Annotated in this window: 31 protein-coding genes; 15 read left to right on the top strand and 16 right to left on the bottom strand. The window is 66.9% G+C overall.

Going from position 1 to position 26,474, the window contains the following annotated elements:
• Both A9X00_RS19310 and A9X00_RS19305 read right to left on the bottom strand, forming a co-directional pair.
• Window positions 1–394 (bottom strand): FAD-dependent oxidoreductase (locus tag A9X00_RS19310; RefSeq protein WP_156772181.1); only part of this gene is annotated, 394 nt, incomplete at its 3' end.
• A 28-nt stretch (window positions 395–422) separates the two neighbouring features.
• Complete coding sequence (locus tag A9X00_RS19305) at window positions 423–848, bottom strand: nuclear transport factor 2 family protein (RefSeq protein WP_067156943.1); 426 nt, start codon at window positions 846–848, stop codon at window positions 423–425.
• Window positions 849–1,098: 250 nt separating this feature from the next.
• Here A9X00_RS19305 and A9X00_RS19300 point away from each other — a divergent pair, with 250 nt between their 5' ends.
• Window positions 1,099–1,476 carry a RidA family protein gene (locus tag A9X00_RS19300; RefSeq protein ID WP_067156940.1) on the top strand — a complete coding sequence of 126 codons (378 nt, stop codon included), beginning with the start codon at window positions 1,099–1,101 and terminating at the stop codon, window positions 1,474–1,476.
• On the opposite strand, the gene A9X00_RS19295 is transcribed toward A9X00_RS19300, so the two are convergent.
• Window positions 1,461–1,814 carry a DUF952 domain-containing protein gene (locus tag A9X00_RS19295; RefSeq protein ID WP_067156937.1) on the bottom strand — a complete coding sequence of 118 codons (354 nt, stop codon included), beginning with the start codon at window positions 1,812–1,814 and terminating at the stop codon, window positions 1,461–1,463. The genes A9X00_RS19300 and A9X00_RS19295 overlap by 16 nt on opposite strands.
• A gap of 108 nt (window positions 1,815–1,922) precedes the next feature.
• Here A9X00_RS19295 and A9X00_RS19290 point away from each other — a divergent pair, with 108 nt between their 5' ends.
• Window positions 1,923–2,108 (top strand): hypothetical protein, encoded by a 186-nt coding sequence (locus A9X00_RS19290; protein WP_067156959.1) that lies wholly within the window; start codon window positions 1,923–1,925, stop codon window positions 2,106–2,108.
• A 65-nt stretch (window positions 2,109–2,173) separates the two neighbouring features.
• Window positions 2,174–3,154: a YihY/virulence factor BrkB family protein gene (locus A9X00_RS19285; RefSeq protein ID WP_067156934.1), complete on the top strand. Its 981-nt coding sequence runs from the start codon at window positions 2,174–2,176 to the stop codon at window positions 3,152–3,154.
• Here A9X00_RS19285 and A9X00_RS19280 read toward each other — a convergent pair whose 3' ends face one another.
• The gene (locus A9X00_RS19280) at window positions 3,155–3,394 is read right to left on the bottom strand and encodes a DUF3039 domain-containing protein (protein ID WP_067156931.1); all 240 of its coding nucleotides are present in this window, start codon (window positions 3,392–3,394) and stop codon (window positions 3,155–3,157) included. It lies immediately after the preceding gene.
• 45 nt (window positions 3,395–3,439) lie between these two features.
• Between A9X00_RS19280 and A9X00_RS19275 the strand changes: the two genes are divergently transcribed.
• From A9X00_RS19275 to A9X00_RS19265, 3 genes are all read left to right on the top strand, one after another.
• Complete coding sequence (locus A9X00_RS19275) at window positions 3,440–3,841, top strand: DUF3099 domain-containing protein (protein WP_082975386.1); 402 nt, start codon at window positions 3,440–3,442, stop codon at window positions 3,839–3,841.
• A gap of 150 nt (window positions 3,842–3,991) precedes the next feature.
• Window positions 3,992–4,951, top strand: a complete 960-nt coding sequence (gene sigB / locus A9X00_RS19270; protein ID WP_067006623.1) for a sigma-70 family RNA polymerase sigma factor SigB — start codon at window positions 3,992–3,994, stop codon at window positions 4,949–4,951.
• 144 nt (window positions 4,952–5,095) lie between these two features.
• On the top strand, window positions 5,096–5,791 hold the full coding sequence (locus tag A9X00_RS19265) for a metal-dependent transcriptional regulator (protein WP_067156925.1): 696 nt from the start codon (window positions 5,096–5,098) through the stop codon (window positions 5,789–5,791).
• 10 nt (window positions 5,792–5,801) lie between these two features.
• Here A9X00_RS19265 and A9X00_RS19260 read toward each other — a convergent pair whose 3' ends face one another.
• The gene (locus A9X00_RS19260) at window positions 5,802–6,860 is read right to left on the bottom strand and encodes a DUF4192 domain-containing protein (protein WP_067156922.1); all 1,059 of its coding nucleotides are present in this window, start codon (window positions 6,858–6,860) and stop codon (window positions 5,802–5,804) included.
• 114 nt (window positions 6,861–6,974) lie between these two features.
• On the opposite strand from A9X00_RS19260, the gene sthA reads away from it, so the two are divergent.
• Complete coding sequence (sthA, locus tag A9X00_RS19255; protein ID WP_156772182.1) at window positions 6,975–8,381, top strand: Si-specific NAD(P)(+) transhydrogenase; 1,407 nt, start codon at window positions 6,975–6,977, stop codon at window positions 8,379–8,381.
• A gap of 1 nt (window position 8,382) precedes the next feature.
• Here the strand turns inward: sthA and A9X00_RS19250 are convergent, their stop codons facing one another.
• Window positions 8,383–9,210: a serine protease gene (locus A9X00_RS19250; RefSeq protein ID WP_067156916.1), complete on the bottom strand. Its 828-nt coding sequence runs from the start codon at window positions 9,208–9,210 to the stop codon at window positions 8,383–8,385.
• 216 nt (window positions 9,211–9,426) lie between these two features.
• Here A9X00_RS19250 and A9X00_RS19245 point away from each other — a divergent pair, with 216 nt between their 5' ends.
• The 3 genes from A9X00_RS19245 to A9X00_RS19235 are packed head-to-tail and all read left to right on the top strand — an operon-like array spanning window position 9,427 to window position 12,196.
• Window positions 9,427–10,398 carry a proteasome assembly chaperone family protein gene (locus A9X00_RS19245; RefSeq protein ID WP_067156956.1) on the top strand — a complete coding sequence of 324 codons (972 nt, stop codon included), beginning with the start codon at window positions 9,427–9,429 and terminating at the stop codon, window positions 10,396–10,398.
• Between the two features lie 46 nt (window positions 10,399–10,444).
• A complete protein-coding gene (locus A9X00_RS19240; protein WP_067156913.1) occupies window positions 10,445–11,476 on the top strand; it encodes an alpha/beta fold hydrolase in 1,032 nt (343 codons plus the stop codon).
• Between the two features lie 33 nt (window positions 11,477–11,509).
• Window positions 11,510–12,196 carry a PhzF family phenazine biosynthesis protein gene (locus tag A9X00_RS19235; RefSeq protein WP_067156910.1) on the top strand — a complete coding sequence of 229 codons (687 nt, stop codon included), beginning with the start codon at window positions 11,510–11,512 and terminating at the stop codon, window positions 12,194–12,196.
• A gap of 60 nt (window positions 12,197–12,256) precedes the next feature.
• Here A9X00_RS19235 and A9X00_RS19230 read toward each other — a convergent pair whose 3' ends face one another.
• The 5 genes from A9X00_RS19230 to A9X00_RS19210 form a co-directional block, all read right to left on the bottom strand.
• Entirely contained in the window at window positions 12,257–13,840 is a 1,584-nt protein-coding gene (locus A9X00_RS19230; protein WP_067156907.1) for an AMP-binding protein, read from the bottom strand.
• Window positions 13,841–13,878: 38 nt separating this feature from the next.
• Window positions 13,879–14,670 (bottom strand): alpha/beta hydrolase, encoded by a 792-nt coding sequence (locus A9X00_RS19225; RefSeq protein ID WP_067156904.1) that lies wholly within the window; start codon window positions 14,668–14,670, stop codon window positions 13,879–13,881.
• 48 nt (window positions 14,671–14,718) lie between these two features.
• On the bottom strand, window positions 14,719–15,549 hold the full coding sequence (locus tag A9X00_RS19220; RefSeq protein WP_197515208.1) for a class I SAM-dependent methyltransferase: 831 nt from the start codon (window positions 15,547–15,549) through the stop codon (window positions 14,719–14,721).
• 252 nt (window positions 15,550–15,801) lie between these two features.
• Window positions 15,802–17,361 (bottom strand): GMC family oxidoreductase, encoded by a 1,560-nt coding sequence (locus A9X00_RS19215; protein WP_197515209.1) that lies wholly within the window; start codon window positions 17,359–17,361, stop codon window positions 15,802–15,804.
• Window positions 17,362–17,593: 232 nt separating this feature from the next.
• Complete coding sequence (locus tag A9X00_RS19210) at window positions 17,594–18,310, bottom strand: SDR family oxidoreductase (protein ID WP_067156898.1); 717 nt, start codon at window positions 18,308–18,310, stop codon at window positions 17,594–17,596.
• 71 nt (window positions 18,311–18,381) lie between these two features.
• On the opposite strand from A9X00_RS19210, the gene A9X00_RS19205 reads away from it, so the two are divergent.
• Both A9X00_RS19205 and A9X00_RS19200 read left to right on the top strand, forming a co-directional pair.
• Window positions 18,382–19,278: a LysR family transcriptional regulator gene (locus A9X00_RS19205; RefSeq protein WP_067156895.1), complete on the top strand. Its 897-nt coding sequence runs from the start codon at window positions 18,382–18,384 to the stop codon at window positions 19,276–19,278.
• A 33-nt stretch (window positions 19,279–19,311) separates the two neighbouring features.
• Window positions 19,312–19,899 carry a TetR/AcrR family transcriptional regulator gene (locus A9X00_RS19200; RefSeq protein ID WP_082975384.1) on the top strand — a complete coding sequence of 196 codons (588 nt, stop codon included), beginning with the start codon at window positions 19,312–19,314 and terminating at the stop codon, window positions 19,897–19,899.
• A gap of 25 nt (window positions 19,900–19,924) precedes the next feature.
• Here the strand turns inward: A9X00_RS19200 and A9X00_RS19195 are convergent, their stop codons facing one another.
• The gene (locus tag A9X00_RS19195) at window positions 19,925–20,842 is read right to left on the bottom strand and encodes an alpha/beta hydrolase (protein WP_232006881.1); all 918 of its coding nucleotides are present in this window, start codon (window positions 20,840–20,842) and stop codon (window positions 19,925–19,927) included.
• Window positions 20,843–21,023: 181 nt separating this feature from the next.
• On the opposite strand from A9X00_RS19195, the gene A9X00_RS19190 reads away from it, so the two are divergent.
• Window positions 21,024–21,947: an alpha/beta hydrolase gene (locus tag A9X00_RS19190; protein WP_067156890.1), complete on the top strand. Its 924-nt coding sequence runs from the start codon at window positions 21,024–21,026 to the stop codon at window positions 21,945–21,947.
• Between the two features lie 306 nt (window positions 21,948–22,253).
• A complete protein-coding gene (locus A9X00_RS30075) occupies window positions 22,254–22,997 on the top strand; it encodes a CGNR zinc finger domain-containing protein (protein WP_369830770.1) in 744 nt (247 codons plus the stop codon).
• 14 nt (window positions 22,998–23,011) lie between these two features.
• Here the strand turns inward: A9X00_RS30075 and A9X00_RS19185 are convergent, their stop codons facing one another.
• The 3 genes from A9X00_RS19185 to A9X00_RS19175 all read right to left on the bottom strand — a co-directional run bounded on the left by A9X00_RS19185 (window position 23,012) and on the right by A9X00_RS19175 (window position 24,548).
• Complete coding sequence (locus A9X00_RS19185) at window positions 23,012–23,497, bottom strand: peroxynitrite isomerase (protein ID WP_067156887.1); 486 nt, start codon at window positions 23,495–23,497, stop codon at window positions 23,012–23,014.
• Between the two features lie 10 nt (window positions 23,498–23,507).
• Entirely contained in the window at window positions 23,508–23,987 is a 480-nt protein-coding gene (gene nrdR, locus A9X00_RS19180; protein ID WP_067156947.1) for a transcriptional regulator NrdR, read from the bottom strand.
• 66 nt (window positions 23,988–24,053) lie between these two features.
• A complete protein-coding gene (locus tag A9X00_RS19175; RefSeq protein WP_067156884.1) occupies window positions 24,054–24,548 on the bottom strand; it encodes a LysM peptidoglycan-binding domain-containing protein in 495 nt (164 codons plus the stop codon).
• A gap of 304 nt (window positions 24,549–24,852) precedes the next feature.
• Here A9X00_RS19175 and lexA point away from each other — a divergent pair, with 304 nt between their 5' ends.
• On the top strand, window positions 24,853–25,539 hold the full coding sequence (gene lexA, locus A9X00_RS19170) for a transcriptional repressor LexA (RefSeq protein WP_067156874.1): 687 nt from the start codon (window positions 24,853–24,855) through the stop codon (window positions 25,537–25,539).
• 8 nt (window positions 25,540–25,547) lie between these two features.
• Here lexA and A9X00_RS19165 read toward each other — a convergent pair whose 3' ends face one another.
• On the bottom strand, window positions 25,548–26,435 hold the full coding sequence (locus tag A9X00_RS19165) for a hypothetical protein (RefSeq protein WP_067156867.1): 888 nt from the start codon (window positions 26,433–26,435) through the stop codon (window positions 25,548–25,550).
• Window positions 26,436–26,474 lie beyond the last annotated feature (39 nt).

Raw genomic sequence — 26,474 nt, 5'->3', positions numbered from 1 at the left:
CCGACAACGAACGCCCGTCGCCCAGGGTCAGGCGCGCCGGCGCGCCCGGCGCCAGCCCGACGACCTCCGCGCACTCGATCCGCACGTCGGCGACCGCGAGCTGTTCCCGCAGGTAGCGGCCATATGCGAGGCGCGGCGCGAAGCCCTCGAGCGGGGTGACGGCCCGTTCGTCGAGCCAGCGGCAAAAGTGATCGGGGTCGTCCGGCCACGCCGACATGCGCTGGGCGGGAACGTTCAGCAGGTGGGTCGGGTCGTCGGTTCCGTAGGCCGCGCCGGTGCCGGGACGACCGGACGCGTCGATCAGCGTGATCTGCGCCTTGGGTTGGCGCCGGCGCAGCTGGACCGCGGCGAGCAGGCCCGCGGCACCGCCGCCCACGATCGCGACGCGCATCATGGCGGAATGCTATATCGGCCGTCGCCGGTTAATTCCGGTTCGACGGATCGAGTGGCTGCAGCGCCCCGCTGGGGTCGTAGTACAGCTCCTGGCGGGCGATCCGGCCGTCGCGGTAGCGGTAGACCACCACGTACGTCGAGCGCAGGCGTTGATCGCCCTGATCCCAGTCGAATTCGACGCGCACGAACGCCGTGTCGGCGCCGCGAGCGATGGCGTAATCCACTGCCTCGTAACGGATGTCCGCGCAGCCGCGGATGGTGAGCGCGATGAACTCGAGCGTGCGCTCGACGCCCTCGATCGGGGACGGCCAGTCGAACAGGCGCACCGTCGGGCTCACGTACACCACGTCGGGCTGATAGAGCTCCCGCGCGATCGACACATCGCCGGCCGCGAACGCCCGCGCGAAGCGCGCCTCCTGCGCGACGAGCGCGTCCTCCGAGATGCCCGGCGTCATCGCGCCACCTCGACGGCACCGGTCAGGATGCCCCTAGGGACGTCGAACGCGCACGGGGAGCGCGGCTGGTCGCCGACGTTGCGGACGGTGATCTCGACAAGCACGAAACTCCTTGCGCCGTGCGGATTCCGATGTTCGGTGCGCCGTCGTTGACCCGCGTCACGGTGAACGCCCACATAGCACTCCTACCACCGGCGGCCACGCGCGTAAAGCCCTTGGTGGCCAAGCCAATCGCGCGTACCGTGTCCGCATGTCAACCAACCGCACCATGGTGTCGTCCGGCTCCGAGTTCGAGTCGGCGGTGGGCTATTCGCGGGCGGTGCGCGTCGGCCCGCACGTGGCGGTGGCCGGAACGACCGGCGCCGGACCCGCCGGCGACATCGCCGGCCAGGCCCGAGACGCGTTGCGCCGCATCGAGATTGCGCTCCAGCAGACGGGTGCCGAGCTCACCGACGTGGTGCGCACCCGCATCTACGTGACCGACATTTCGCGCTGGCGTGAGGTCGCGGCGGTGCACGCAGAGATCTTCGGCGAGATCCGCCCGGTGGCGACCATGGTCGAGGTGTCGGCCCTGATCGCCCCCGGACTGCTGGTGGAGATCGAGGCCGACGCCTACGTCGGCTCCTGAGGCGGGGCCGGCACGAAGGTGCCGTCCGGCTCCGGCGGATATGCGGTGACCCCGATCACAGCCCGAACCGGCAGCGGCCCGTACAGGTGCGGGAAGAACATGGACTCCGGGTCCGTGGCCACCCCGGGCTCCCAACGCACCGGCGAATCCAGCAGCGCCGGGTCGATGTGCAACAGGACCAGGTCGTCGCGGCCGCGGTAGAGCCGGTTGGCGGGCAGGTGCACCTGTTTGGGCGTCGACAGGTGGATGAATCCGGGCGGATTGTCAGGCTGAATGCCGCCGCGATCGCGGGCGCGGGACCACTCGTCGCGGCCGCACAGGTGCACCAGAACGGTCACAGTCGGTCAGCTTAAAACTCGTGAGAAACGACACACCCGATAACGATCGGGGAACAAGGCGAAAACGCCACACGTCTGAGACAGTGAATGAACGAGAACGGAGAAGCCATGTATGCAACTCTGACCAGTCCCGAGCTCACCAGAGCGGACCGCTGCGACCGCTGCGGTGCCGCCGCTCGCGTCCGCGCCAAGCTGCCTTCCGGACTTGAGCTTCTCTTCTGCCAGCACCACGCGAACCAGCACCAGTCGAAGCTGACCGAGCAGGACGCCGTGCTGGAGGTCAGCGAAAGCTAGTCCAGCCGAACTCACCCCTGGGCAATGTGGGCTGCGCGGGCGGTAATCGGTAATGCTGGACGGGTATGAGCGTCCAAGCCGCGCGGCCGTCCCGCCACCACGTCCGGCGAATCAGTCTCAGGACCCTGGCCAAAAGCTGGGACGACTCCATTTTCTCCGAGTCGGCCCAGGCGGGTTTCTGGTCGGCGCTTTCCACCCCGCCCCTGCTGTTGGGAATGCTGGGCAGCCTGGCCTACGTGGCGCCGCTGTTCGGCAAGGACACGCTGTCCTCGATCGAGAAGAGCATCATCTCGACCGCGCACAGCTTCTTCTCGCCGAGCGTCGTCAACGAGATCATCGAGCCCACCATCCGCGACATCACCGCCAACGCGCGCGGTGAGGTGGTCTCGCTCGGTTTCCTGATCTCGCTGTGGGCCGGGTCGTCGGCGATTTCGTCGTTCGTCGACGCCGTGGTCGAGGCCCACGACCAGACCCCGCTGCGTCACCCGGTGCGCCAGCGCTTCTTCTCGCTGTTCCTCTACGTGGTGATGCTGGTGTTCGTGGTCGTCGCCGCGCCGGTGATGGTGGTGGGACCGCGCAAGGTGAGCGAACACATTCCGGTCGGCCTGGCCAACTTCCTGCGCTACGGCTACTACCCGGCGCTGATCCTGGGCCTGATGATCGGCATCATGCTGCTGTACCGGGTGGCGCTGCCGGTGCCGCTGCCCAGCCATCGGCTGGTGCTGGGCGCCATCCTGGCCACGGCGGTGTTCCTGATCGCCACGCTGGGCCTGCGCTTCTACCTGAGGTGGATCACCAGCACCGGTTACACCTATGGCGCGCTGTCCACGCCGATCGCATTCCTGTTGTTCGCGTTCTTCGGCGGCTTCGCGATCATGCTCGGCGCCGAGCTCAACGCCTCCATCCAGGAGGAATTCCCCGCGCCGAGGACCCATGCCCATCGGCTGCGCAACTGGCTGCTGACCCGCCGGGCCGGCCCTAAGCGGATCGCGGATTTGCCCGCGCCCGTCACGCCGCCCGACGTCGCGGCCGAGCCGCCGGCCTGATCAGTCCTTCTTCAGGTGCTCGTAGATCCGCTTGCACTCGGGGCAGACCGGCGAGCCGGGCTTGGCCGCCCGAGTGACGGGGAACACTTCGCCGCACAGCGCGACCACGTGGTTGCCCATGACCGCGCTCTCGGCGATCTTGTCCTTCTTGACGTAGTGGAAGTACTTCGGCGTATCGCTGCCGGTCCCGTCGTCGACGCGTTCGTCGGTCTCGGTGCGCTCGATCGTCTGGGTCTGCATGCCTCACATTGTGCCCCCTGACTCGCCGGTACCGGAATCGATTGGTTGTGGGACAGTGGACATATGAAGCACGGCGAAGAGCCAGGGTTCGGCGGCTTCGACGACACCGGCCGCCCCGTCCTGATCACCTCCGCCGCGCCCTCGTACGAACAGGAGCATCGCGCCCGGGTGCGGAAGTACCTGACGCTGATGGCGTTTCGGATCCCGGCGCTCATCCTGGCCGCCGTCGCGTACGGCGCCTGGCACAACGGACTGATCTCGTTGCTCATCGTGGCGGCCTCGGTGCCGCTGCCGTGGATGGCGGTGCTGATCGCCAACGACCGGCCGCCGCGCCGCTCCGACGAGCCGAGGCGGTTCGAGCAGACGAAGCGCCGCACTCCCCTGTTTCCCACGGCCGAACACCCGGCGCTCGAACCGCGGCGACCGCGCCACGACGGTTCCGGGTAAGCCCCCGCGGGGCGCACTTCTCAGGACATTCTCAGGTCGTCGGCACATCTGTGCACGTCAAGGCGTGTGAGATCACGCGTGGGCGGGAACTCCCAGGGCGGATCCATCGTTAGACGTCATGACAGTGCAAAGCCGAACGGGAGGGTCGCTATGGCGAACGCCAGCACAAGCAGGATCGACGGCGATCTGGATGCTCAAAGCCCCGCAGCGGACCTAGTGCGCGTGTATCTCAACGGCATCGGTAAGACGGCGCTGCTCAACGCGGCGGGTGAGGTCGAGCTGGCCAAGCGGATCGAGGCCGGCCTGTACGCCGAGCATCTGCTGGAAACGCGTAAGCGCCTCGGAGAGAACCGCAAACGCGACCTGGAGGCCGTCGCGCGCGATGGCCAGGCCGCGCGCCGCCACCTGCTGGAAGCGAACCTGCGCCTGGTGGTTTCGCTGGCCAAGCGCTACACGGGTCGAGGCATGCCGCTGCTGGACCTCATCCAGGAGGGCAACCTCGGTCTGATCCGCGCGATGGAGAAGTTCGACTACACAAAGGGATTCAAGTTCTCCACCTACGCCACCTGGTGGATCCGCCAGGCCATCACGCGCGGCATGGCCGACCAGAGCCGCACCATCCGGCTGCCGGTCCACCTCGTCGAGCAGGTGAACAAGCTGGCGCGGATCAAGCGGGAGATGCATCAGAACCTCGGGCGCGAAGCCACCGACGAGGAGCTCGCCGCCGAATCCGGCATCCCGGTTGAGAAGATCAACGACCTGCTGGAGCACAGCCGCGACCCGGTGAGCCTGGACATGCCCGTCGGCTCCGAGGAGGAGGCCCCCCTCGGTGACTTCATCGAGGACGCCGAGGCGATGTCCGCGGAGAACGCGGTGATCGCCGAGCTGCTGCACACCGACATCCGCAGTGTGCTGGCCACTCTCGACGAGCGCGAGCACCAGGTCATCCGGCTGCGCTTCGGCCTGGACGACGGCCAGCCGCGCACGCTGGATCAGATCGGCAAGCTGTTCGGGCTGTCCCGCGAGCGGGTCCGCCAGATAGAGCGCGACGTGATGTCCAAGCTGCGCAACGGCGAGCGGGCCGATCGGCTGCGCTCCTACGCCAGCTGAGGCGCCCAACCAGAGCCAGGTAGCAAGTCGGTATGCCCGCCGCGCCAGCGGCGGGCATACTGCTTGCCTGGGGACATCCGCGAGAGGCGTTGGACCCATTCTTGCAGCTGGCCAAGTAGACTCAGCGTCAATGGAGGGTGCTGGATGAACGAGCTGGTTGATACCACCGAGATGTACCTGCGGACCATCTACGACCTCGAAGAAGAGGGCGTGACGCCGCTGCGTGCCCGGATCGCCGAACGCCTCGAACAAAGCGGTCCGACCGTCAGCCAGACCGTGTCCCGCATGGAGCGCGACGGCCTGCTCCACGTCGCCGGCGACCGCCACCTGGAGCTCACCGACAAGGGCCGGGCGCTGGCCATCTCGGTCATGCGCAAGCACCGCCTCGCCGAACGGCTGCTCGTCGACGTCATCGGGGTGCCGTGGGAAGAGGTACACGCCGAGGCATGCCGGTGGGAGCACGTGATGAGCGAGGAGGTCGAACGCCGGCTGGTCAAGGTGCTCAACAACCCGACCACGTCCCCGTTCGGCAACCCGATTCCGGGCCTGTTGGACCTCGGCGTGGGCCCCGATTCCGGCGCCGACGGCATCAATCTCGTCCGGTTGACCGAGCTGCCCGCCGGATCGCCGGTCGCGGTGGTGGTCCGCCAGCTCACCGAACACGTCCAGGGCGACATCGATCTGATCACCCGCCTCAAGGACGCCGGCGTCGTGCCCAACGCCCGGGTCACCGTCGAGACCAGCCCGGCCGGCGGCGGGGTCACCATCCTCATTCCGGGCCACGAGAACGTCACCCTGCCGCACGAGATGGCGCACGCCGTCAAGGTCGAGAAGGTCTGACCGACAAGCGCTACCCCGCCCGGCGCCCGAACGCCCGCCGCGGCGGCAGCCGCACCCCCAACCGCTTGGCCAGCCGGTAGCCGGTGGCCGCCAGCTTCCGGATCTCATCGGGCTTCACGCCGGACTGCAACGCCTGATCCAGCATGCCCGCCATCCGGTGATCGGAGTCGCAGCGCAGGGCCGCCTCCAGCGACACACCGGCGAGCGGGCCGTCGCCCCGGGCGTACGCGCTGAACGCCAGCAGCACCAGGGCCTCGACCCGCCAGGGCGGCGGCAGGCTGCGCGCCAGCAGCGCCCACAGCGACTCGGCCTCCCCCGCCCGGTCGCCGACCGCCAGGGCGTACAGCGTGTCGCGCACCTCGACGTCGCTCAGCGCGCAGCCCAACGCCGCAAGCTCGGCCGCGGATAGTGTTTCGCCGCCGGCGACGCGGGAGGCCGCGGCCATCGCGTCCTGCACGTCGCGGCGCCCGCACCCGGTGGGATCGGCGCGATGGGCCGCCTCGCGCCGCGTGGCCTGGCGCCGGACCGCGTCGGCCAACTCGGCGGCGCCCGCCGGGTCGTCGACTGCGATGACGGCCTGCAAGTCGGCGCGCCGGCGGTAGAGCCGGCGGCCGTCGAGCACCGCCGCCGCGGCCCGCGGCGACGCGGTCGGGTCGTCCACCGTGCCGCCGCAGCCGCAGTCGTCCACGCAATGCCAGCGCCCGCCGCGGGCCACCCGATCCACCACGTGCGCGGCATAGAGTTGAATTCCCCTCTGCGACAACGCCTCTGTCAGCTCGTCGCACAGCAGACGGTGTTCCTCGTTGCACCCCGGGCAGTGCGCGCCGTCCGCGTCGACGATCACCGCGATCGCCGCCTGCGGCGTGGCGGCGGCGGCGACCTCGGCCAGGTGCCCGACGCGGTCGACGAGGTCCTCGGCGAGGTCGACCCGCATCACCGCCCCCAGTTCGCCGTGCTCGAGGGACACCAGGACCAATGAATTCTCCGGAACGAAGCCGAGAACGGCCGGTAGCGCGGCGATCAGCGCTCCGGGGCGATTGAGCTTGAAATCGGGTTGATGCGTCGTCATGGGCACCAACGCTGACGGCCGGCACCGTCGCGCCGCGCCCACGCACCGGGGCCGGGCCGCTCGTCTGTGGAGAAAGTCTGGACTGTGGGCCTTATCGTCTATGCCATGGGTTCGATGCAGGAGTACGACATCGTCGTCATCGGTTCGGGACCGGGCGGCCAGAAGGCCGCGATCGCCTCGGCCAAACTGGGCAAATCCGTCGCCATCATCGAACGCGGCCGAATGCTCGGCGGCGTCTGCGTCAACACGGGCACGATCCCGTCAAAGACGTTGCGCGAGGCGGTGCTTTACCTCACCGGGATGAACCAGCGCGAGCTCTACGGGGCCAGCTACCGCGTCAAGGACCGGATCACCCCGGCCGACCTGCTGGCGCGCACCCAGCACGTGATCGGCAAGGAAGTCGACGTGGTGCGCAACCAGCTGATGCGCAACCGGATCGACCTGCTCGTCGGTCACGGCCGCTTCGTCGACCCGCACACCGTCGTCGTGGAAGACCCGGGCCGGCGCGAGATGACCACTGTCAGTGGCGAATTCATCGTCATCGCCACCGGCACCCGGCCGGCGCGGCCGTCCGGCGTCGAGTTCGACGAGGAACGGGTGCTCGACTCCGACGGCATCCTGGACCTCAAGACGCTGCCGGGCTCGATGGTCGTCGTCGGCGCCGGCGTGATCGGCATCGAGTACGCGTCCATGTTCGCCGCCCTGGGCACCAAGGTGACCGTCGTCGAGAAGCGCGACGAGATGCTGGACTTCTGCGACCCGGAGGTGGTCGAGGCGCTCAAATTCCACCTGCGCGACCTGGCGGTCACGTTCCGGTTCGGCGAGGAGGTCACCGCCGTCGACGTCGGGGCCGCGGGCACCGTCACCACGCTGGCCAGCGGCAAGCAGATCCCCGCCGAGACCGTCATGTACTCCGCCGGCCGCCAGGGCCAGACCGATCACCTCGACCTGCACAACGCCGGCATCGAGGTGGAGGGCCGCGGGCGGATCTGGGTCGACGACAAGTTCCGGACCAAGGTGGAGCACATCTACGCCGTGGGCGACGTCATCGGGTTCCCCGCCCTGGCCGCGACCTCGATGGAACAGGGGCGGCTGGCCGCTTACCACGCGTTCGGCGAAGCGTGCGACGGCATCACCGACCTGCAGCCCATCGGCATCTACTCGATCCCCGAGATCTCCTACGTCGGGGCCACCGAGGTGGAGCTGACGAAGAACGCGATCCCCTACGAGGTCGGGGTGGCGCGCTACAAGGAGCTGGCCCGCGGCCAGATCGCCGGCGACTCCTACGGCATGCTCAAGCTGCTGGTGTCGACCGACGACCGCAAGCTGCTCGGGGTGCACATCTTCGGCACCAGCGCCACCGAAATGGTGCACATCGGCCAGGCCGTGATGGGCTGCGGCGGGACCGTCGACTACCTGGTCGACGCGGTGTTCAACTATCCGACGTTCTCGGAGGCCTACAAGGTGGCCGCGCTGGACGTGACCAACAAGATGCGGGCGCTGTCGCAGTTCCGCCGCTGACCTAGCAGCTGTCGTCGAGGTCGTTCGGCACCCGGTCGCCGGGGCCGCCGGCCTCGGCGCGGGCCAGCAGCTGCGCGGTCTGGGCGTCGAACGGCGCCGAATACGACACGTTGGCGGCGCACCCGCCGCGCTCGAAACCGCCGATCAGCCCGGTGAGCGTGGTGCCGCTCACCCACGGCGCGCCGCTGGTGCCGTCCACCAGGCCCTCGCACGTCAGCGAGGGAAATCCGCTGTCGTTGACCGAGGTGCTGGCCTGGCAGCCGATCGGCGAGCCGCCCACCCCGGCCGCATACCCCAGCACGGTGACGTGGCTGCCCGGCGGCGGCGCGACGCCCAGCGTCAGCGCCAGGCCGACGTACGACTCGACCGAGGCGCCGGCTTCGTTGCTGACCCGCGCGATCGCGTAGTCCGCGTGCGGATCCTTGCCGGCGATCCAGCGCGGATCCAGGTAGACGGCGTCGGCCTTCCACACGTTGGCGGGGGCGGGCGCCGCGTCGCCGGCGAGGCCGGGAACGAAGGTCATCTTGGCCGCGCCGGCCAGGCAGTGCGCCGCGGTGATCATGAGATTCCCGGTCGCCGAATGGATTACGGAACCCGTGCACACGTGCAGGGGCCCGTCGTTGATGAAGATCGCGCCGACGCGCCGGTCCGGGTCCACCGGACCCGCGACCGCCTTCTGCTGGGGCTGGCTGAGCCGCTGCACGAGCGGCCCGGTGGCCACCGGAACGGACACCACCGGGCGCGCCGCAGGCTCGGCCGGCCGGGTGCACGACGTCAACAACGTCAGCAGGCCGACCCCCGAGCACAGCAGCACCGTCCGTATGCGCATTTCGAGTCCATCATGCCTGACCACGGGCTGTTGGGCAGACCACATCCCCTCCCCGCGCGCCGCCGCGTTTGCTGGCCGACATGCGGATTACGTTCCCGGGTTGGGGCGTTTCGACGGTGAAGACTGCAGGGTGTTAGCTGTCCATTGTTGGTGCCGGCTGATTCGGGGGACACTGGTCAGGGGACCCTGGAGCAACCCCGAGAGGAGGAAACCCAGATGGCCCACGGTCAAAACCGAGGCGACGAGTACGACCAGCCGGGACAGTCCGGCATGTACGAGCTGGAGTTCCCGGCGCCCCAGTTGTCGGCGGCCGACGGCCGCGGCCCGGTTTTGGTGCACGCCTTGGAGGGCTTCTCCGACGCCGGCCACGCGATCCGGCTGGCCGCCACCCACCTGAAGGCCGCCCTGGACACCGAGCTGGTCGCGTCGTTCGCGATCGACGACTTGCTGGATTACCGCTCGCGGCGGCCGCTGATGACGTTCAAGACCGACCACTTCACCAGCTACGACGATCCGGAGCTGAGCCTGTACGCCCTGCGCGACAGCGTCGGCACGCCCTTTCTGCTGCTGGCCGGCATGGAACCCGACCTGAAGTGGGAGCGCTTCATCACCGCGGTGCGCCTGTTGGCCGAGCGGCTGGGGGTGCGGCGCACGATCGGCCTGGGCACCGTCCCGATGGCGGTCCCGCACACGCGGCCGATCACGCTGACCGCCCACTCCAACGACAAGGAACTGATCGCCGACTTCCAGCCCTGGATCTCGGAGATCCAGGTCCCCGGCAGCGCGTCCAACCTGCTGGAATACCGGATGGCCCAGCACGGCCACGAGGTCGTCGGCTTCACCGTGCACGTCCCGCACTACCTGACGCAAACCGACTACCCGGCCGCCGCGCAGGCGCTGCTCGAGCAGGTGGCCAAGAGCGGATCGCTGGAACTGCCGCTGTCGGCGCTGGCCGAGGCCGCGGCGGAGATTCGCGCCAAGATCGACGAACAGGTGCAGGCGAGCGCGGAGGTGGCTCAAGTGGTGGCCGCGCTCGAGCGCCAGTACGATGCCTTCATCGACGCTCAGGAGAACAGGTCGTTACTAACGCACGACGAGGATCTCCCCAGCGGCGACGAGCTTGGCGCAGAGTTCGAGCGATTCCTTGCCCAGCAGGCAGAGAAGAAGAACGACGACGACCAGGCGTGACGTTTCAAGACGCCCATAGCCCGGGCCGACACAGAGGTTGGCGGAGATGACCGAGCGGAAGCGCAAGAGCAATCTTCGCCCAGTGCGTGAAGTCACGACGCCCACGCTCGAGTTCCGCACCATTCACGGCTACCGGCGGGCCTACCGCATCGCCGGTTCCGGGCCGGCGATCCTGCTGCTCCACGGCATCGGCGACAACTCCACCACCTGGAATGCGGTGCAGGCCAAGCTCGCCCAGCGGTTCACGGTCATCGCCCCCGACCTGCTGGGTCACGGGAAGTCCGACAAGCCGCGCGCCGACTATTCGGCGGCCGCCTACGCGAACGGGATGCGCGACCTGCTGTCCGTCCTCGACATCGAGCGGGTGACCATCATCGGCCATTCGCTGGGCGGCGGGGTGGCCATGCAATTCGCCTACCAGTTCCCGCATTTGGTCGACCGGCTCATCCTGGTCGCCGCCGGTGGCGTGACCAAGGACGTCAACGTCGTGTTCCGGCTGGCCTCGTTGCCGATGGGCAGCGAGGCGCTGGCGCTGCTGCGGTTGCCCCTGGTGCTGCCGGCGGTGCAGCTGGCCGGCAAGCTGGCCGGGCTGGCGATCGGGTCGACCGCGCTGGGCCACGACCTGCCGAATGTGCTGCGCATCCTCGACGACCTGCCCGAGCCGACGGCCTCGGCGGCGTTCAGCCGGACCCTGCGGGCGGTGGTGGACTGGCGCGGGCAGATCGTGACGATGCTGGACCGCTGTTATTTGACCGAGGCCATCCCCGTGCAGATCGTCTGGGGCACCAAGGATGTGGTGGTTCCCGTCCGGCACGCGTGGATGGCGCACGCCGCGATGCCCGGCTCGCGCCTCGAGATCTTCGAGGGTTCCGGCCACTTCCCCTTCCACGACGACCCGGCCCGCTTCATCGACGTCGTCCAGCGCTTCATCGACAGCACCGCCCCCGCCGTATACGACCAGGCCGCGCTGCGGGCGCTGCTGCGCACCGGCGGCGGCGAGAAGACGGTCACCGGCCCGGCCGACACCCGCGTCGCCGTCCTGAACGCGATGGGCTCCGACGAGCGCAGCGCCACCTGACAAACACGTTGACCCGCGCCGTACAGTCGGGTCATGGGCATCGACGTCACGGTGTTGCGGGTCTTCACCGACCCGGACGGCAATTTCGGTAACCCGCTCGGCGTCGTGGACGCCGCCGCGGTGCCGCCCCCGGACCGGCAGCGGCTGGCGACCCAATTGGGCTACGCCGAAACGGTATTCATCGATCTTCCCGCCGCCGGCTCGGCCACCGCGCACGCGCGGATCTACACCCCGCGGGCCGAACTTCCGTTCGCCGGGCACCCGACCGTCGGCGCGTCGTGGTGGCTGCGCGACAACGGCACGCCGATCAAGACGCTGCAGGTGCCGGCCGGCCTCGTGCAGGTGAGCTATCAGGGCGACGTGACCGGCGTCAGCGCCCGCTCGGAATGGGCGCCGGAAGTGGGCATCCACGAATTCGATTCGGCCGACGACGTTCTCGCCGCCGACCCGGCCGACTTCCCGGACGACACCGCGCACTATCTGTGGGCCTGGGTCGACCGGGACGCCGGGGCTCTGCGCACCCGCGGGTTTTTCGCGAACCTCGGGGTGCCGGAGGACGAGGCGACCGGCTCGGCGGCGATGCGGCTCACCGACTACCTCAGCCGCGACCTGCGCATCACCCAGGGCAAGGGCTCGGTGATCGAAACCGCGTGGAACGCCGAGGGCTGGGTCGGGGTGGCCGGGCGCGTCGTCAACGACGGTGTCCGACGGGTCGACTGAGTCACGACCGAAGGCTCGTCCCAGAGCAGGTCAATCGGATAGGCCTCGCTTTCCTGGATGTCAGCGGTCCCTCAGGTTTTTGCGGAGAATCTTTCCGGATGCCGATTTCGGGATGAAGGTGGTGAATTCGACTTCACGAATCTTTTTGTATGGAGCGACGCTGCTAGCCACGAACTCCATCACCTCGGCGGCGGTCAGCGAAGCGGAGGGTTGGGTGACGACGAAGGCCTTGGGGATCTCCTCGCCGGACTCGGGGTCTGTGGCCGGAACCACCGCGGCATCCGCTATCGCGGGGTGGGTCAGCAACAGTGCCTCCAGTTCAGCGGGCGCCACCTGATAGCCCTTGTATTTGATGAGTTCCTTGAGGCGGTCGACGATATAGACACACCCGTCGGCGTCGACGCAAGCCAGGTCCCCTGTATGCAGAAACCCGTCGTCGTCAATGGTGTTGGCAGTCGCCTCATCGTTGCCGAGATAGCCGAGCATCACATTCGGGCCTTTGAACCACAACTCGCCGGCCGCGCTGACGCCCTCGTCGGGGACCGCGATCTCGACACCGGTCTGCGGCGCAACGAGCTTGCTTACCGCGTTCGGGAGAGTCCACCCGCAGGAATGCAACTGCGCGACAACGCCTACCGAATCCCGGCCCTGGTCGACCGGCATGCCGTGGCCGACTCCGCTCAGTTCACTCATTCCGAAGCCCTGCAGCACCGCCACACCGAGTCGCGCGCCTACCGCACGTGCGAGTTCCGCGTCCAGCGGCGCGGCACCACAGATGATGACTCCAAGCGAGGACAGGTCGTAGGAATCCACCATTGGGTGCTTAGCCAGCGCCACCGCCACCGGGGGCACAACAAATGCCCGGGTGCACCGGTGATCCTGAATGGCGCGCAAGAACGAGGCGAGGTCGAACGAAGGCATAACGACCAGCCTCGCGCGCGGCACCAATGAAGCCGTAAGCAGCACCGACAACCCATAGATGTGAAAGAGCGGCAGCACGGCCAGAACGACGTCGTCGGGACCGACGACGTTGAGGGGTTGAACTTGGGCGGCGTTGGCTACCAAGTTGCGGTGGGTCAGCATCACCCCCTTTGGCAGACCGGTGGTGCCGGAGCTGTAGGGAAGTACCGCCAGGTGGTCGGCCGGATGAAAATTCCTGGTGCCGGCGCACTGAACTGCCGGCTGGAACCTGATGTCGACGTCGTCGAGCATGAGCACCTCGCCCTGTGTGAGTCCGATTTGCGCGACGGCCGTTTCGGCTTTCTCGCGGTGCTCAGCCACGGTCAGCATCATCCGAGCATGTGAATCGCGCAACTGCCGTGCAACTTCGTCCACGGTCGACAACACGTTGAATGTGGTTGCGGTCGCGCCTGCTCGCAGGATGCCGTGAAACGCGACTGCGAACGCTGTGCTGTTGGGCGAAAGTAACCCAACCACTTCACCGACTCCAACTCCGCGGGCGACTAGATTCGCGGCGAATGCTTCGATTTGATCGATCAACTCCCCGTAGTGTGTCGTGGCACCCGTCGTCGCCTCGACGAGCGCGACGAGCTCGCGGTCGTCGTCGGTGATGCCATCGAACACGTAGTTGAAGACGGGGACGTCGGGAATGCTGACATCTGGGAAGGGACTGGCGAAGCTCAAGGTACTCCGATCTGGTTGCGACTGACTGATTTGCGGTCTTAGAGCCCTTGACTTGTCAGCCAGGACTCAATGAGATCGGCCACCGCCCTCCATCGAGGTTCGAGCATCATTTCGTGTCCGACGCCGGGAATGAGGACCGGTTTGGTTCCGTAGGCCGCGGCGGTGCGACGCACGTGTTTGGGTCGATAAAATTGGTCGTGCTCTCCGCCGAGGACCAACATCGGCGAGCGGACATTCTTGGTTCTGACGAGGCTGCCAACCACCGTGTCGAACATCATCGCCCGTGTGCTGTCGGGTTGGATACGCCGCGTAAAGCTGTCGATGAGGCCGTCTGGCGCGTCCTCTCCGAAAAACAGCTCACGCGCGCCGGCGGGCGTCCCGACTAGGTCCAGCGGCTTGGCGGTCAGGGCGAATTTTGTTGAGCGCCAGGGATGGCGACGTATCATTCGCATTACGGAGCCCAACTGTCCACCGCGCGGCGGGGTCGAAGCCATGAGTACGGCCGCTGGTGCGTCGTGTTCTTCAAGATACTTCTGCACGACAAAGCCACCAATGGAATGCCCGACGAGGATGGGCGGGTCTGGAAGCGCGCCGACGACCTCGCTGACATCGGTGACGTAGTCGGCAATCGAACACCACCGCAGGGACTTGCTCAACGGGCTCTGGCCGTGACCACGCAGGCTGGGCGCCAAGACACGAAACCCCCGGTCGACGAAGAAGGCGACGAAATTCTCCTCCCAGCACCAAGCGGCATGCCAAGCCCCGTGCACGAAAATGATTGAATGCGGACGCTTTTGAGTCCGCCGTCCGGTGTCAAGCAATTCCAGCATCGGCTTCCTGATCTCGTCGCTTCTTTCGGTGGTTGTGGAAGGGACTCGTCACACTCGAACCCAGGCACACATCTGGGGAACGAACTCGAGCTGACAATCTGACGAGTTCGCCTGGCGCCACAGGCGATCCAACAATGTGTCGATCGCGAGTTTTTCCGCGGTCATCGCGCCTGCCGCCACCATGTGCGGAAGTACTTCGCGCGCCAGGCCCACCATCCACGGCAGCAGCTGTGAGTCCGCTGCGCTCTCCACGAGCGTCTCCGTGAACATCGATGGCGCGGGTAGCCCCGCTTCGCGGAAGACGCGTACCAACCGTCCGCCGACATCAAACGGCGCACCCCCCCGCGTGAGCGTGTAGTGCACCGCGTCGTAAACCTCATGCAGTACGGCGAGCCGTGGATTGGACCGAATGCCGCGCGTGGCGTCCATCTCGTGAAGCGCTATGACACCGCCGGTCCGGACGAGCCTACGAGTCATTCGCAGGAAATCACCGGGGTCTTTTTGATGAATTAAAACGTACCGACACACAGCAGCGTCGAAGTCCGCTGGGCCTTCGTAAGATTGGATGTCGGACTGGATGAACTCAGCATTGGTGTGGCGCCGAGCACGACACCGTTGCCGTGCGACAGCGATTGCATCTTCACTGGGATCGATACCGAACACATTGCCGGTTGGGCCCACCAGACCAGCGAGCATCAGCGAGACGTCGCCTGGTCCACAGCCGATGTCAAGCACGCGCATACCCCGCTCGATACCTGCGCTCACCAGCAAGCGTTCGGTGATGGGTCGCAACATCTCGGCTTGCCTAATCAGACGGTCGATTTCGGGACGGGAGTGACCTAGTAGATAGTCCCGCTCTGGTGCCGGTTGACCGGCCATCGAAGGTTCCTTTCTGGGCATGCGGAGTGCCGCTGCCTCTGCGCTGGTACGGCTGTTCTGCACGCCGCCGTACGAATATCGATCGTCATTTCAACAGCTTCGTGCCTACGCCCCGAAGTGAAGCATTAGGGAACTCACATGGTCATTGCGATGCGTCACATGCACGTCGCGGGCGGCCACCAATAACAGGAGAGTCCACGTGTCCCTGCGTTTTCGAGCAAGTGCGGATACACGTCGTCGGAGTGATGGTTGTTAGGTTTTGTGTTGGGCGCGGATGAAGTGGGCTGCTTGTTCGCCGATGATGACGCAGGGTGCCATGGTGTTGGCGGTGGTGATGCGCGGCATGATGGAGGCGTCGGCGACGCGCAGGTTGCTGGTGCCGTAGACCTTGAGTTGGCCATCGACTACCGACATGGGGTCGCGACCCATTTTGGCTGTGCCTGATGGGTGCCAGTAGGTGATGACGGCGTTGCGCAGGTAGGTTTCCAGTTCGTCCGCTGAGCTGTTGCCGGGCATGGCTTCCCGGGTGACGAAGGGGCGTAGTTTGGCGCTGTTGCCGATTTCGCGCAGCGTTTCCACGCAGGCGATGGCGATTTTGAGGTCCTCGGGGTCAGCTAGGGCGTTGGCCTGGATCTGGATGGGGTCGGTTGGGCGGGGTCCCGTGAGCCGCAGCTGACCGCGGCTTTTGGGGTGCGTTGGTGCACCGAACAGTGTCCATGCGTTCTCGGGCAGGCCGTGTCTAGCGGCGTTTTCCGGAGTGGCTTTGGGGAATGGGCCCAGGCAGGCGAACAAATCGGGCCCGTTGATGTCTGCGGTTAGTCCGGAATCCCAGAACAGGGCGGCTTGCACCTGAACGCCACCGGGGATGGCTTCGGGGAGTTCCCATACACAGTCAAACCCGAAGTGGTCTTGGAAGTTTCGGCCGACCCCGGGTAGGTGCTGCACAACCGGGATGCCGATGCGACGCAGTTCGGCCATGTCGCCGATACCGGACTGCATCAACAGCTTCGGTGTGTGAATGGCGCCCAGCGACAGCACGACTTCGGTGCCAGCAGCCACCCGATGCGTCGACCCGGCGTAGTCGATTTCCACACCGGTTGCCCGGGTGCCCTCGAACATCACTCGTTTCACCAGGGCATGGGTCAGCACCGTCAGGTTGGGCTTGTCCAGGTAGGGTCCAACATAGCTGCGAAAGACCGAGACACGCTGTCCGTCGCGGATACACATGTCAGTGATCGCGGCGCCACGGAACTCTTCCATCAGTCGCCCGTTGGGACTCTGATAGGTCGGAATTCCGAGCAGCTTGGCAGCCTCCAAAACCGCCGGAGCCACCGGGTGCACATCGGCAACCGGTTGAACGAAGGCAAGACCGTCACGGCCACGGTGAGACGCTTCCCCGGTCCCGTGCCAGTCTTCGATACTGCGGTACAGATCGAGCACCTGCTCGTAACCCCATGACTTCTCACCGGATTCGGCGGCAAAATAATCCCAGTCGCTGCGGTGTCCGCGCGACCAAATCATCAAGTTGATGCTCGACCCCCCACCAAGCCCCTTGCCCATCGAAAACGGCAGCACGCGCCCATGGAGCCGCTCGTCAGGCTCAGCAGCGAATCCCCAATCACGTTCACTTCCCAGATTGAGCGGCCACTGGTCGGCCTGCCTCACACTGTCAACCTCATCAGTACCGCCGGCCTCTACCAGCAACACCGACACATCGGGAATCTCGGCGAGTCGCCGCGCAATCACCGAGCCCGAGGTCCCGGCACCACACACGACGAAGTCGTACCGCTGCTCCAACTCAACTGCCACCACAACCTCCTCGATTGAAATAACGATCGCTATACAATAAAACGCACCCACCACGACAAGAGTTCAACCCGAACCAAACTCACAGGAACACCAAGGCAACCAGTGATCGTCGTCTGGAGCTTCGTCGAGTTGCAGCGCAAGCTCGGCATCGCCAAAAACCTTTTCTCCCTGCACCTTCAGAAGCTCGTAGACCAGTCAGCGATCACATTGCAGGTGGCTGGACCACGCCTACCGACTAGACGAGGACGCTGCCGCCGTCGACCTTGATTACCGCTCCGGTGGAGTATGTCTGCTCGATGCAGTACAGGTAGGCGCGCGCCACCTCGTCGGCCTCGGCGATCCTGCTCAGCGGGATCCGTTCTGCCGCAGTGGCGAACAGCGCGTCACGGTCCTCCCCGCCCATGTTGTCCCACAGCGGTGATCGCACCATTCCTGGGGCGACGGCATTCACCCGCACTGGCGCCAGCTCGACCGCAAGAGCGGCGGTTAGCGCGTTCATCGCGCCGCACAGACTCACCGGCAAAGCGCCGAATTCCGGCTGGTCGGCGGCCGATCCGCTGGTCAACGTGATCGAACCGCCCGCAGGCAGGAGCGGACCGACCACCCGAACCGCGCTGCACGCGCCGACGAAGCGAGTTTGGTAAAAGCCGACGACCACCTCAGGTTTCAGTTCGGCGAGCGGCACCATCTCCAGCGGCTCGCCCGCCGTGTAGACGAGGTGATTGACCGGTCCGATCCGTTCGGCCAGCTGCTCGATGGACGCGGGGGCGGCGAGGTCAACGGTTGCGCCGACGGCGCCGGCGGGCAGCGAGCCCAGCGCGCGCTCGACGCTGGACGTCCGGCGCGAGGCAACGACGGGCGTGGCGCCGCGCTCGGCGACCGCCGCAGCCACGGCGAGGCCGATGCCCGACGTCCCACCGATGATTAGGACACGTTGGTTGCACAAACTCATACATACAGGGTCGAGGCCGGGGGCTCCGCTCGTCCAACACCCTTTTCGTCCGAGAGCGATACCCTTTAGGTATGCCCGCACTGGATCTGGACATGCGCAAGCTGCGCTACTTTGTCGCCGTCGCGGAGGAACTCAACTTCGGCCGCGCCGCGGCACGCCTGCACATCGCCCAACCAGTCCTGTCCCGTCAAATTCGCGCGCTCGAGCACGAGCTGGGAATCACGCTGCTCGATCGGGGGACCCGCGGGACGACGCTGACCCTCGCTGGGTTGCGGCTACTCGACGACGGCCGATTCTTGCTCGCGGAAGTGCAGGCGCTCCGGCAGCGGCTTGCTCGCGCCGAAGCCCCCACCGTCGTGGTCACGGTCGGGGTACTGCCCGGACTGTTGGCTACAGCTGCCGCCCGGGCGTTCGAGGCAGGCGATCCCTTGCGGCGCACGGTGATCCTGCCGGTGACCTGGAACGAGCAGGCCGAAGTGATCCGCCGCGGCGACGCGCAGGTGGTCTATGCCCGCTCGCCATTCGACCTGTCCGGCCTGGCGACAGCGCCGCTCCTTGAGGAGCCGCGGGACGTAGTGCTGCCCGCCGGTGACCCGCTGACCGAGCGGCCGTCGGTATCGCTCGACGATCTGGCCCGGCGGCGGTTGCTGCAGAATCCGGCATCGGTGCCCGAGTGGTATGCCATCGCCAGCCCGCAATTGCGCCGCGCGGCAGTGCAGTCGTCGGTCGCCGGGGTGGAGCAGAAGCTCGAATTGGTAGCTGGCGGTGCCGGTTTCGCCGTGCTACCCCGGTCGACGGCCATGTCCTACCGGCGGCCGGACCTGCGGGTGGTGCCAGCCGACGGCCTCGCTCCTAGCCAGGTGGTGTTGGCGTGGGACGCCACGGTCACAGATGCGGCGCGCGACGACTTCATCGCGGCCGCGATCGCCTGTGCCGGACAGACCATCGATCCGACCTCCCAGACGTAGGATATCGATGGTTATACTGCAACTGTTCGTGTCATGAGATATCCGCCAGACCAAAAGGTAAAGGCGCGCGCCGCGTTACTCCGTGCGGGCACGCGCTCAATGAAGGTCGCCGGCTTCAACGGGATCGGGGTCGACGGGCTGGCCGCCGCGGCGGACGTGACTTCAGGGGCCTTCTATTCAAACTTCGCCAATAAGGAAGCGATGCTTGAGGCGATCGTCGAGGCTGCCGTCGGTGAACCTTTCGTTTCCGACACGAAATCCGGCGCCAGGGCCGAGCGCAGGGCGAAGCTGAAAGCATTTGTCGCGGAATACCTCAGCCCCGAGCACGTGGAAAACCCGGGCGACGGATGCGTGATGCCAACCCTCAGTGCCGATGTCGCGCGCTCGGGAGCATCCACTCGGGAGGCGTACGAACGCAGAATTGCCGCGCTGGCGGACCGGATGGGAGAGCTGTTCGACGGTGCCGACCCGGAGCGCCGGGCGTGGAGCGTTATCGCGCTGATGGTGGGGGCGGTGTCGATCTCGCGCGCCATGTCGGATCCCGCCACGCAGGCCGAGGTACTCGACGCCGCGAACAAGACCGCGGACAGGCTCATTTCACCCGGCAAGCGACGCAAATGATTGGGTTGTGTGACACGCCCTTCTCCTAGCCAAGGTGCGTCCCGAACCAGTCCCGTGCGGCCCCCGCCGCCAGCGCGAACCCGTCGCCGGTGTACGCCGCGAAGTGACCGCCCGGCACGAAAACGATCTTTTTTGGTTCGGCCGCGGTCTGGTATGCGGCCGCCGCCAGGTTCCCACCGGTCAAGCCGTCCTCGCGCCCGACGATCATGAGCAGCGGGGTCGGTGTGATGTCGGGCAGGTAGCGCGCCGGTTCGTACCCGTAGAAGTTGTCCACGCTGCGCAACGACACCTCGTTGGGCCATTGCGGATCCAGTGTCGCGCGCGCCTCGGTGAAGAACGCGTAGGCGTCCGAAGTGGGCAGGCCCACCAGCGTGGTCGGCGCCGCCCCGACGACTGGCACCATCTCCGCCGGACCGCCGCGAGCGCGGGCCCGCCGGTCCGCGGTGAACCGCTCCGGGCCGATCACCTGATTGTTCACCCGGGCAAGGTTTGCATAGGTAGCACGGCCGCTGATGAACGGCGCTTGGCCGCAAACGGCTTGAACCCGCCGGTCGATCGCAGCCACAACGAACGCGTGCGCCGCCGAGAAGCTCGTACCCCAGACGCCGATGCGATCGGGGTCGACCTCGGATCGGTTCTGCGCAAAAGTGATTGCATGTTGGTAATCGCGGACCTGCTCCCAAGGGTCGACTTCGTGACGTGGCTTGCCGGGCGCCGTCCCCGACTCGCCCCAGCCCCGATGGTCGAAGACCAGCACGCACAGTCCCGCGGCCGCGAACACCTCGGCGAACTTGTCGAGGTGCATCTTCTTCGTTGACGTCCATCCGTGCGCCATGACCACACAAGGGCGCGCCATGCCCGCTCGGCGGTCTCGCAGCCCGGGGTACCACCACGCGTGGAGAGTGGCTCCTTCGGCATCGATCGTGACGTCCTCGCGCAGCACTCCTCATCACCCCTCGAAATAGTCTGCACCCAAAAGGGTTTCATAATGTGTCGGATGCTGTCCAATACCGAATCGGGATAGTCCGCCATACCCCGCGGGTATGGCGGATCAGAGCTGGCTATGGGGTAGCGAGCGTTATATAGTGGTCGTGATTCTATGATCCACGACGAAAGGCAGTTGGATGACAAGCAAGCAGGCGGTCGATTTTGCCGATTTCCTGGCGGAGATCGGGAGGCGATCTTCGGATGCCAACTTTGGGCTTGAAACGATTCGCGATGTCACCGAGAACATCCATTTGGCAACGAAGGAACCCGAAGGCGTCACCTATGCCGAGGTGGACGCCGGCGGGGTTGAGGCCTTGTGGTGCATCCCCGTGGACGGTGACCCCGAATCGGTGCTGCTGCACACGCATATGGGTGGCAGCGTGCTGATGTCGATGCATTCCGACCGGAAGGCAGCCGGACACCTTGCGAAGGCGGCCGGCGCACGCTCGCTAGTACTGAACTACCGGCGTTCCCCGGAGCACAAGTACCCGGCACAGGTCGAAGATGTGGAGACCGCCTACCGCTGGCTGCTCGATCAGGGCTACCGCCCCAACAAGATTGCCAGTGTCGGCCACTCGATCGGCGGCTATCTCGCAGTCGAACTTGCTCTGCGTCTGCGAGATCGCGGGGAGGCATTACCCGGCGCCGTTTTGTCCATTTCCCCGTGGACAGACGTCACGCTATCGGGGGATTCCATCAAGACCAACGCCGAGCGGGACAAGCTGCTCACGCGAGGATTGCTCGAGCTGTTCCGGTCATGCTGGCTCGACGGAACCGGCGTGGAATTCACCGACCCGCGGGTGCACCTGCTGGCAGCGGATTTGTCGGGATTGCCCCCCATCGCGGTGTACTACGGCGAGCACGAACTGCTCGCCTCGGACGCCGTCGCTTTCTCCCAAAAGGCAAGGGAGTCAGGCAACGACGTCATCGTTCGGCAGGTTGAGGAGGGCCAGCATTCCTTCATCATGGGAGCCGGCCGCGTTGACGAGGTGGACCGCGCCATCGCGGAAATGGGCCGCTGGCTGCACCAAACGCTAGGCATTAAAACGGCGGCGGCCTAGCAGATCACGCTGCGTGGTTTGCGGCCGCGCCCAGGTGCCCATCAACCGGATGTGATCGCACGAAGAGTGGCGGTCGCGCACGCCGAGGCCGCCAATTATCCGTTAGGCATCGGAGGTCATCGTAGAAACTGTTGCGGCCGTGTGCGCTTCGTGCCCACACCTGTGGTTGTATCGATATGGCGAGTTCGCTGGTGACAGCGAACAGTCGCCAAATCCTTGAGTTACGGTGAACCGCACAACTTTTCGACGCATCTTGCAGATATCGAAAGATGCCGAAACTATGATCAGGAGAGCTTCGTGGAAGCTATGTTGGAACCGCGGCACGATCAAGGCCTTACAGTTGGAGGCCAGCGGCAGCGATGGCGTAACAACGTGATCGAGACAAGTCAGTGGACATCGAACCCTGGCGGCGATGCGCCTGGCAACGCGATGCCCTCACAACCTCTTGAGCCCCAACGGGGCAGATTCGGGGTCGCGCCCGGCGGCCTGGTTTTGGTTCAGGAATTCCTCAATACCGCCCCCGTCCAGGGGTACTGCACCGATCTGTTGGCCGACGTCGACCTGGCAGCAGAATGGTGCGCCGGTGCGGTGTCCACATGGGTGAAGCTGCGAGATGTCGATGCTCAACCGCCGTCACTCAACGCAGCGGATCTGGCGCAACTGCGAGACTTACGCGACGCGATTGCGAAAGTCGTTAACAAAAGTTCACCGGATAGCCGACAGATGCGCTGTGTCAGCTCCGTTTACGGAGCGTTCTCGTTGTCCAACCCCGGCGTACTCCGAATGGAGCCCACCGGCAGCGGCTGGTGTTGGCTGGCATCTGCCCTCTTCAGCGAGATCTGCCTCAGTCAGCGAGACGACACATGGAAACGGATCAAGCAATGCCATAAATCCCTATGCGGGACAATATTTTACGACCGCTCAAAGAACAATAGCGGGAGGTGGTGCAACGTGAAGACATGTGGGAACGCGGCGAACCTGCGAGCATCTCGGGCGCGACGGCGCGAACGTCAGCGCGCCGTCCCACACGACGACCGGAAGCCGGACTGACTTCCCCGCCGTGTTCAGCCCTGGCGGTGCAGCACGGCCACGAGGTGGTCCTGCAGGGGTTGCCCGACGCCGCCCATGCGCAGCGTGTAGGACAGCTCGTCGCCGTCGATGCGCAGCGAACGGCCAAGGGCGGTAACCTCTTTGGCGCTCGGGGACAGCCCGATCGCCGTGCTCGACAGCTCCACCTCGATGAGGTCGCCGGCCACGGTGTAGGTGCCGGTGTCGATCTCGGTGATGCCATTCGGGTGGGCGACGATCAGCTCGACGCTGCCGGGGCGGGGCACGCGGAGATATCCCGTTTCGCCGTGCAGGGGCCTGCCGTCGGCCACCGCCTTCGTCTTTTGCGCGTAGGTCAGGAACGGCTTGCCCACATGGGAGAACACGACTTCCTCGACATACTCGAACGGCTCGATCGTCGGGTAGAAGCCCGAACCCCGTCCGGTCCATGTCCCCAGCAGGGGCGCCAGCGCCTCCAGGTCGGGATGCAAGGCGGGCGGCATGGACGCCAGCCTAGCGAGTGGCCGGCTCCGGATCCGTCGGCGCGTTGCGGTGCGCGCGCAGCGCCTCGATCTCGCGCTCGAAGTCCTCGGCGGACGAAAACGACCGGTACACCGAGGCGAACCGCAGGTAGGCCACCTCGTCGAGGTCGCGCAGCGGGCCGAGGATGGCCAGGCCGACCTCGTGGCTGGGCACCTCGGGCGACCCGGCGGCGCGAACGGTGTCTTCGACTTGCTGGGCAAGCAGATTCAGCGCGTCGTCGTCGACCTGGCGGCCCTGGCAGGCCCGGCGGACGCCGCTGACGACCTTCTCCCTGCTGAACGGCTCGGTGACGCCGCTACGTTTGACCACGGCCAGCACGGCCGTCTCGACGGTGGTGAAGCGCCGCCCACATTCGGGGCAGGACCGGCGGCGCCGAATCGCCTGGCCTTCATCGGTTTCGCGCGAGTCGATCACCCGCGAATCCGGATGGCGGCAGAACGGACAGTGCATGACCGCTCCTTCGCCGTACTCACCTGCGGGGCCGCAGAACACCCCGAGCGTACCGCGAAGCTGCTATCAGCCGACCGGAGCGATCAGCGTCTGGCCCGCGGCCAGCGCCGGCGAGTTCAGGTCGTTGAGTTCGCGGATGCGATCGGCAACCTGGCGGGCCGGCGCGTCCGGTGCCACCCGGTGGGCGACGTCCTGCAGGGACTCGCCCGGCTCCACCCGCACGACGGCCAGCCGGTCGGGCACGGCGGCGGCCGACCCCCCGCCGTCGCCGTTGACCGCCTGCCCGAAGTTGGCGACCAGACCCAGCCACAGGGTGATGACCCCGGCGACCAGCGCCAGCCCGAGCGTCGTGGCCAGCGTGACGGGACGCCTGCGATGCGGGGCGACCGACATCGCGACGCCGGTGCCGTGGTAGCGCAGCGGCGCGCCGGCGGGCCTGGCCGGGCCGGGCCGGCGCGAGCCGGTCAGCCCGTGCCGCCTGGGGTAAAGCCCCGGCACCGGCCCGTTGACCGGGCGTCGAACGCTGCTGGTACGCGGCGAGACGGTGTAGGTGATTGTCATCTTGCGTTCCTCCGGTCAGGTTGTTCTCGCTCGTGTGTTCGAACTATATCGCTCGTGTGTTCGATGTCCGAACATTTGAGCGAAGCGTGTCGAGCAAGCAAAACGCTAGACCGCACCACCGACAAATCCGGAAGCGCGACCTCTGACATGCAGCACAGGTACCCGATCTCGGCAAAAGTTACACGCATGTGATTCACCCGCTATAGGGTCTTGACGCCCCGACCCTAAGGGCCTTTCGTCCCCCGGCGACACGCCCGTCGAACACATGTTTGATTCTTTGCCGGGGTGCCGCTACATTCAGTGCATGAGCGACAGCAACGACACCCCCTCGATCAGCTCATCCGTCGATTCATCGCTGACCGAGCGGCAGCGCACCATCCTGAACGTCATCCGCGAGTCGGTCACCACCCGCGGCTACCCGCCGAGCATCCGGGAGATCGGCGACGCCGTCGGCCTGACGTCGACGTCGTCGGTGGCCCACCAGCTGCGCACGCTGGAGCGCAAGGGCTACCTGCGCCGCGACCCGAACCGGCCGCGGGCCGTGGACGTGCGCGGCAGCGAGGAGGCCACCGAGGCGGCGCCCGTCACCGACGTGGCCGGCTCGGACGCGCTCCCGGAGCCCAGCTACGTCCCGGTGCTCGGGCGCATCGCCGCCGGCGGACCGATCCTCGCCGAGGAGGCCGTGGAGGACGTCTTCCCGCTGCCTCGCGAACTGGTCGGCGAGGGCACCCTGTTCCTGCTCAAGGTGGTGGGCGACTCGATGGTCGAGGCGGCGATCTGCGACGGCGACTGGGTGGTGGTGCGCCAGCAGCACGTCGCCGACAACGGCGACATCGTCGCCGCCATGATCGACGGCGAGGCCACCGTCAAAACGTTCAAGCGCGCGGGCGGTCAGGTATGGCTGATGCCGCACAACCCGGCGTTCGACCCGATACCCGGCAACGACGCGACCGTGCTCGGCAAGGTCGTCACCGTGATCCGCAAGGTCTAGCGGCCGGCTCAGTCGGCCTTGATGAAGCCGTTGGCCTGCGCGACTTCCTCACTGGCCAACCAGATTTCGGCCAGCGTGTCGTGGTAGAGCTCGCTGCCCGGGGTGTAGTACAGCCCGAAGCGGGCGCTGGCCTTGATCGGGTAGCCGTCGGGCGCCTGGTAGGGATCCTCCAGCGGTAGGTGGATCGTCGGGCGCCCACCGGTGACCGGCGCGGCGTTGGTCGCGTCGGCGGCCGATTCCGCCGCCCCTTCCTCGTCCGTGGCCGCGTGGCGCCCCGCTCGGAGACCCGCGCCGCCCGCTAGGGCCTCGGCGGCGTCGTCCGCGGGCTCGGGTTCGGGCTCCGGGTAGTCGGCGTCCGGTTCCTCGGCCACCGGCACGTCGCCGACATAGGCGACCTCCGGCGGGGTGCGCGGGACCGCGACGTCCGGATAACCGGGGTCGGCGTACTCGTCGTCCTCGTAGCCGGCCAGGTATTCGGTGCCGGTGTAGTCGGCGTCCTCGGCGGCGACTTCGGGGTATCCGGCCTCCGCCTCGGGGACGTCGTCATAGCCGGCCTCCGCCAGCGTGGCCCCCGACGCGAGGGGGATGGAATCGGTGTCGACCGCGTCGGGGTCTTCGTCCTCCTCGGCGGCGTCGGCCCCGCGGGTCCAGCTGACGCGCGGCGCCGGCCCGGCATCGTCCGCCGGCTGGTGCTCCGGCTGCTCCATGCCGAACGGGACGTAGTCGCCGACCACCTCCGCATCGTCGTGGCCCCAGTGCCCGTTGGCCGGGGCGTCGTAGCCGGCGGCAGCCAGGTCGCGCTCGGGCTCGTAGGCGCCGGCGTCGCCGGCGCGGCGCCGCCGGCGCCGCCGCCCCGGGCCGGGCCCCCGCGCCCCCCCCCCCCCCCCCCCCCCCACCCCCCCCCCCCCCCCCCCCCCCCCCCCCCTCCAGGGCAC

It is taken from the genome of Mycobacterium sp. 1245805.9 (assembly GCF_001672915.1).
Classification (GTDB): Bacteria; Actinomycetota; Actinomycetes; order Mycobacteriales; family Mycobacteriaceae; genus Mycobacterium.
This window is presented reverse-complemented; position numbering and strand designations above follow the sequence as displayed.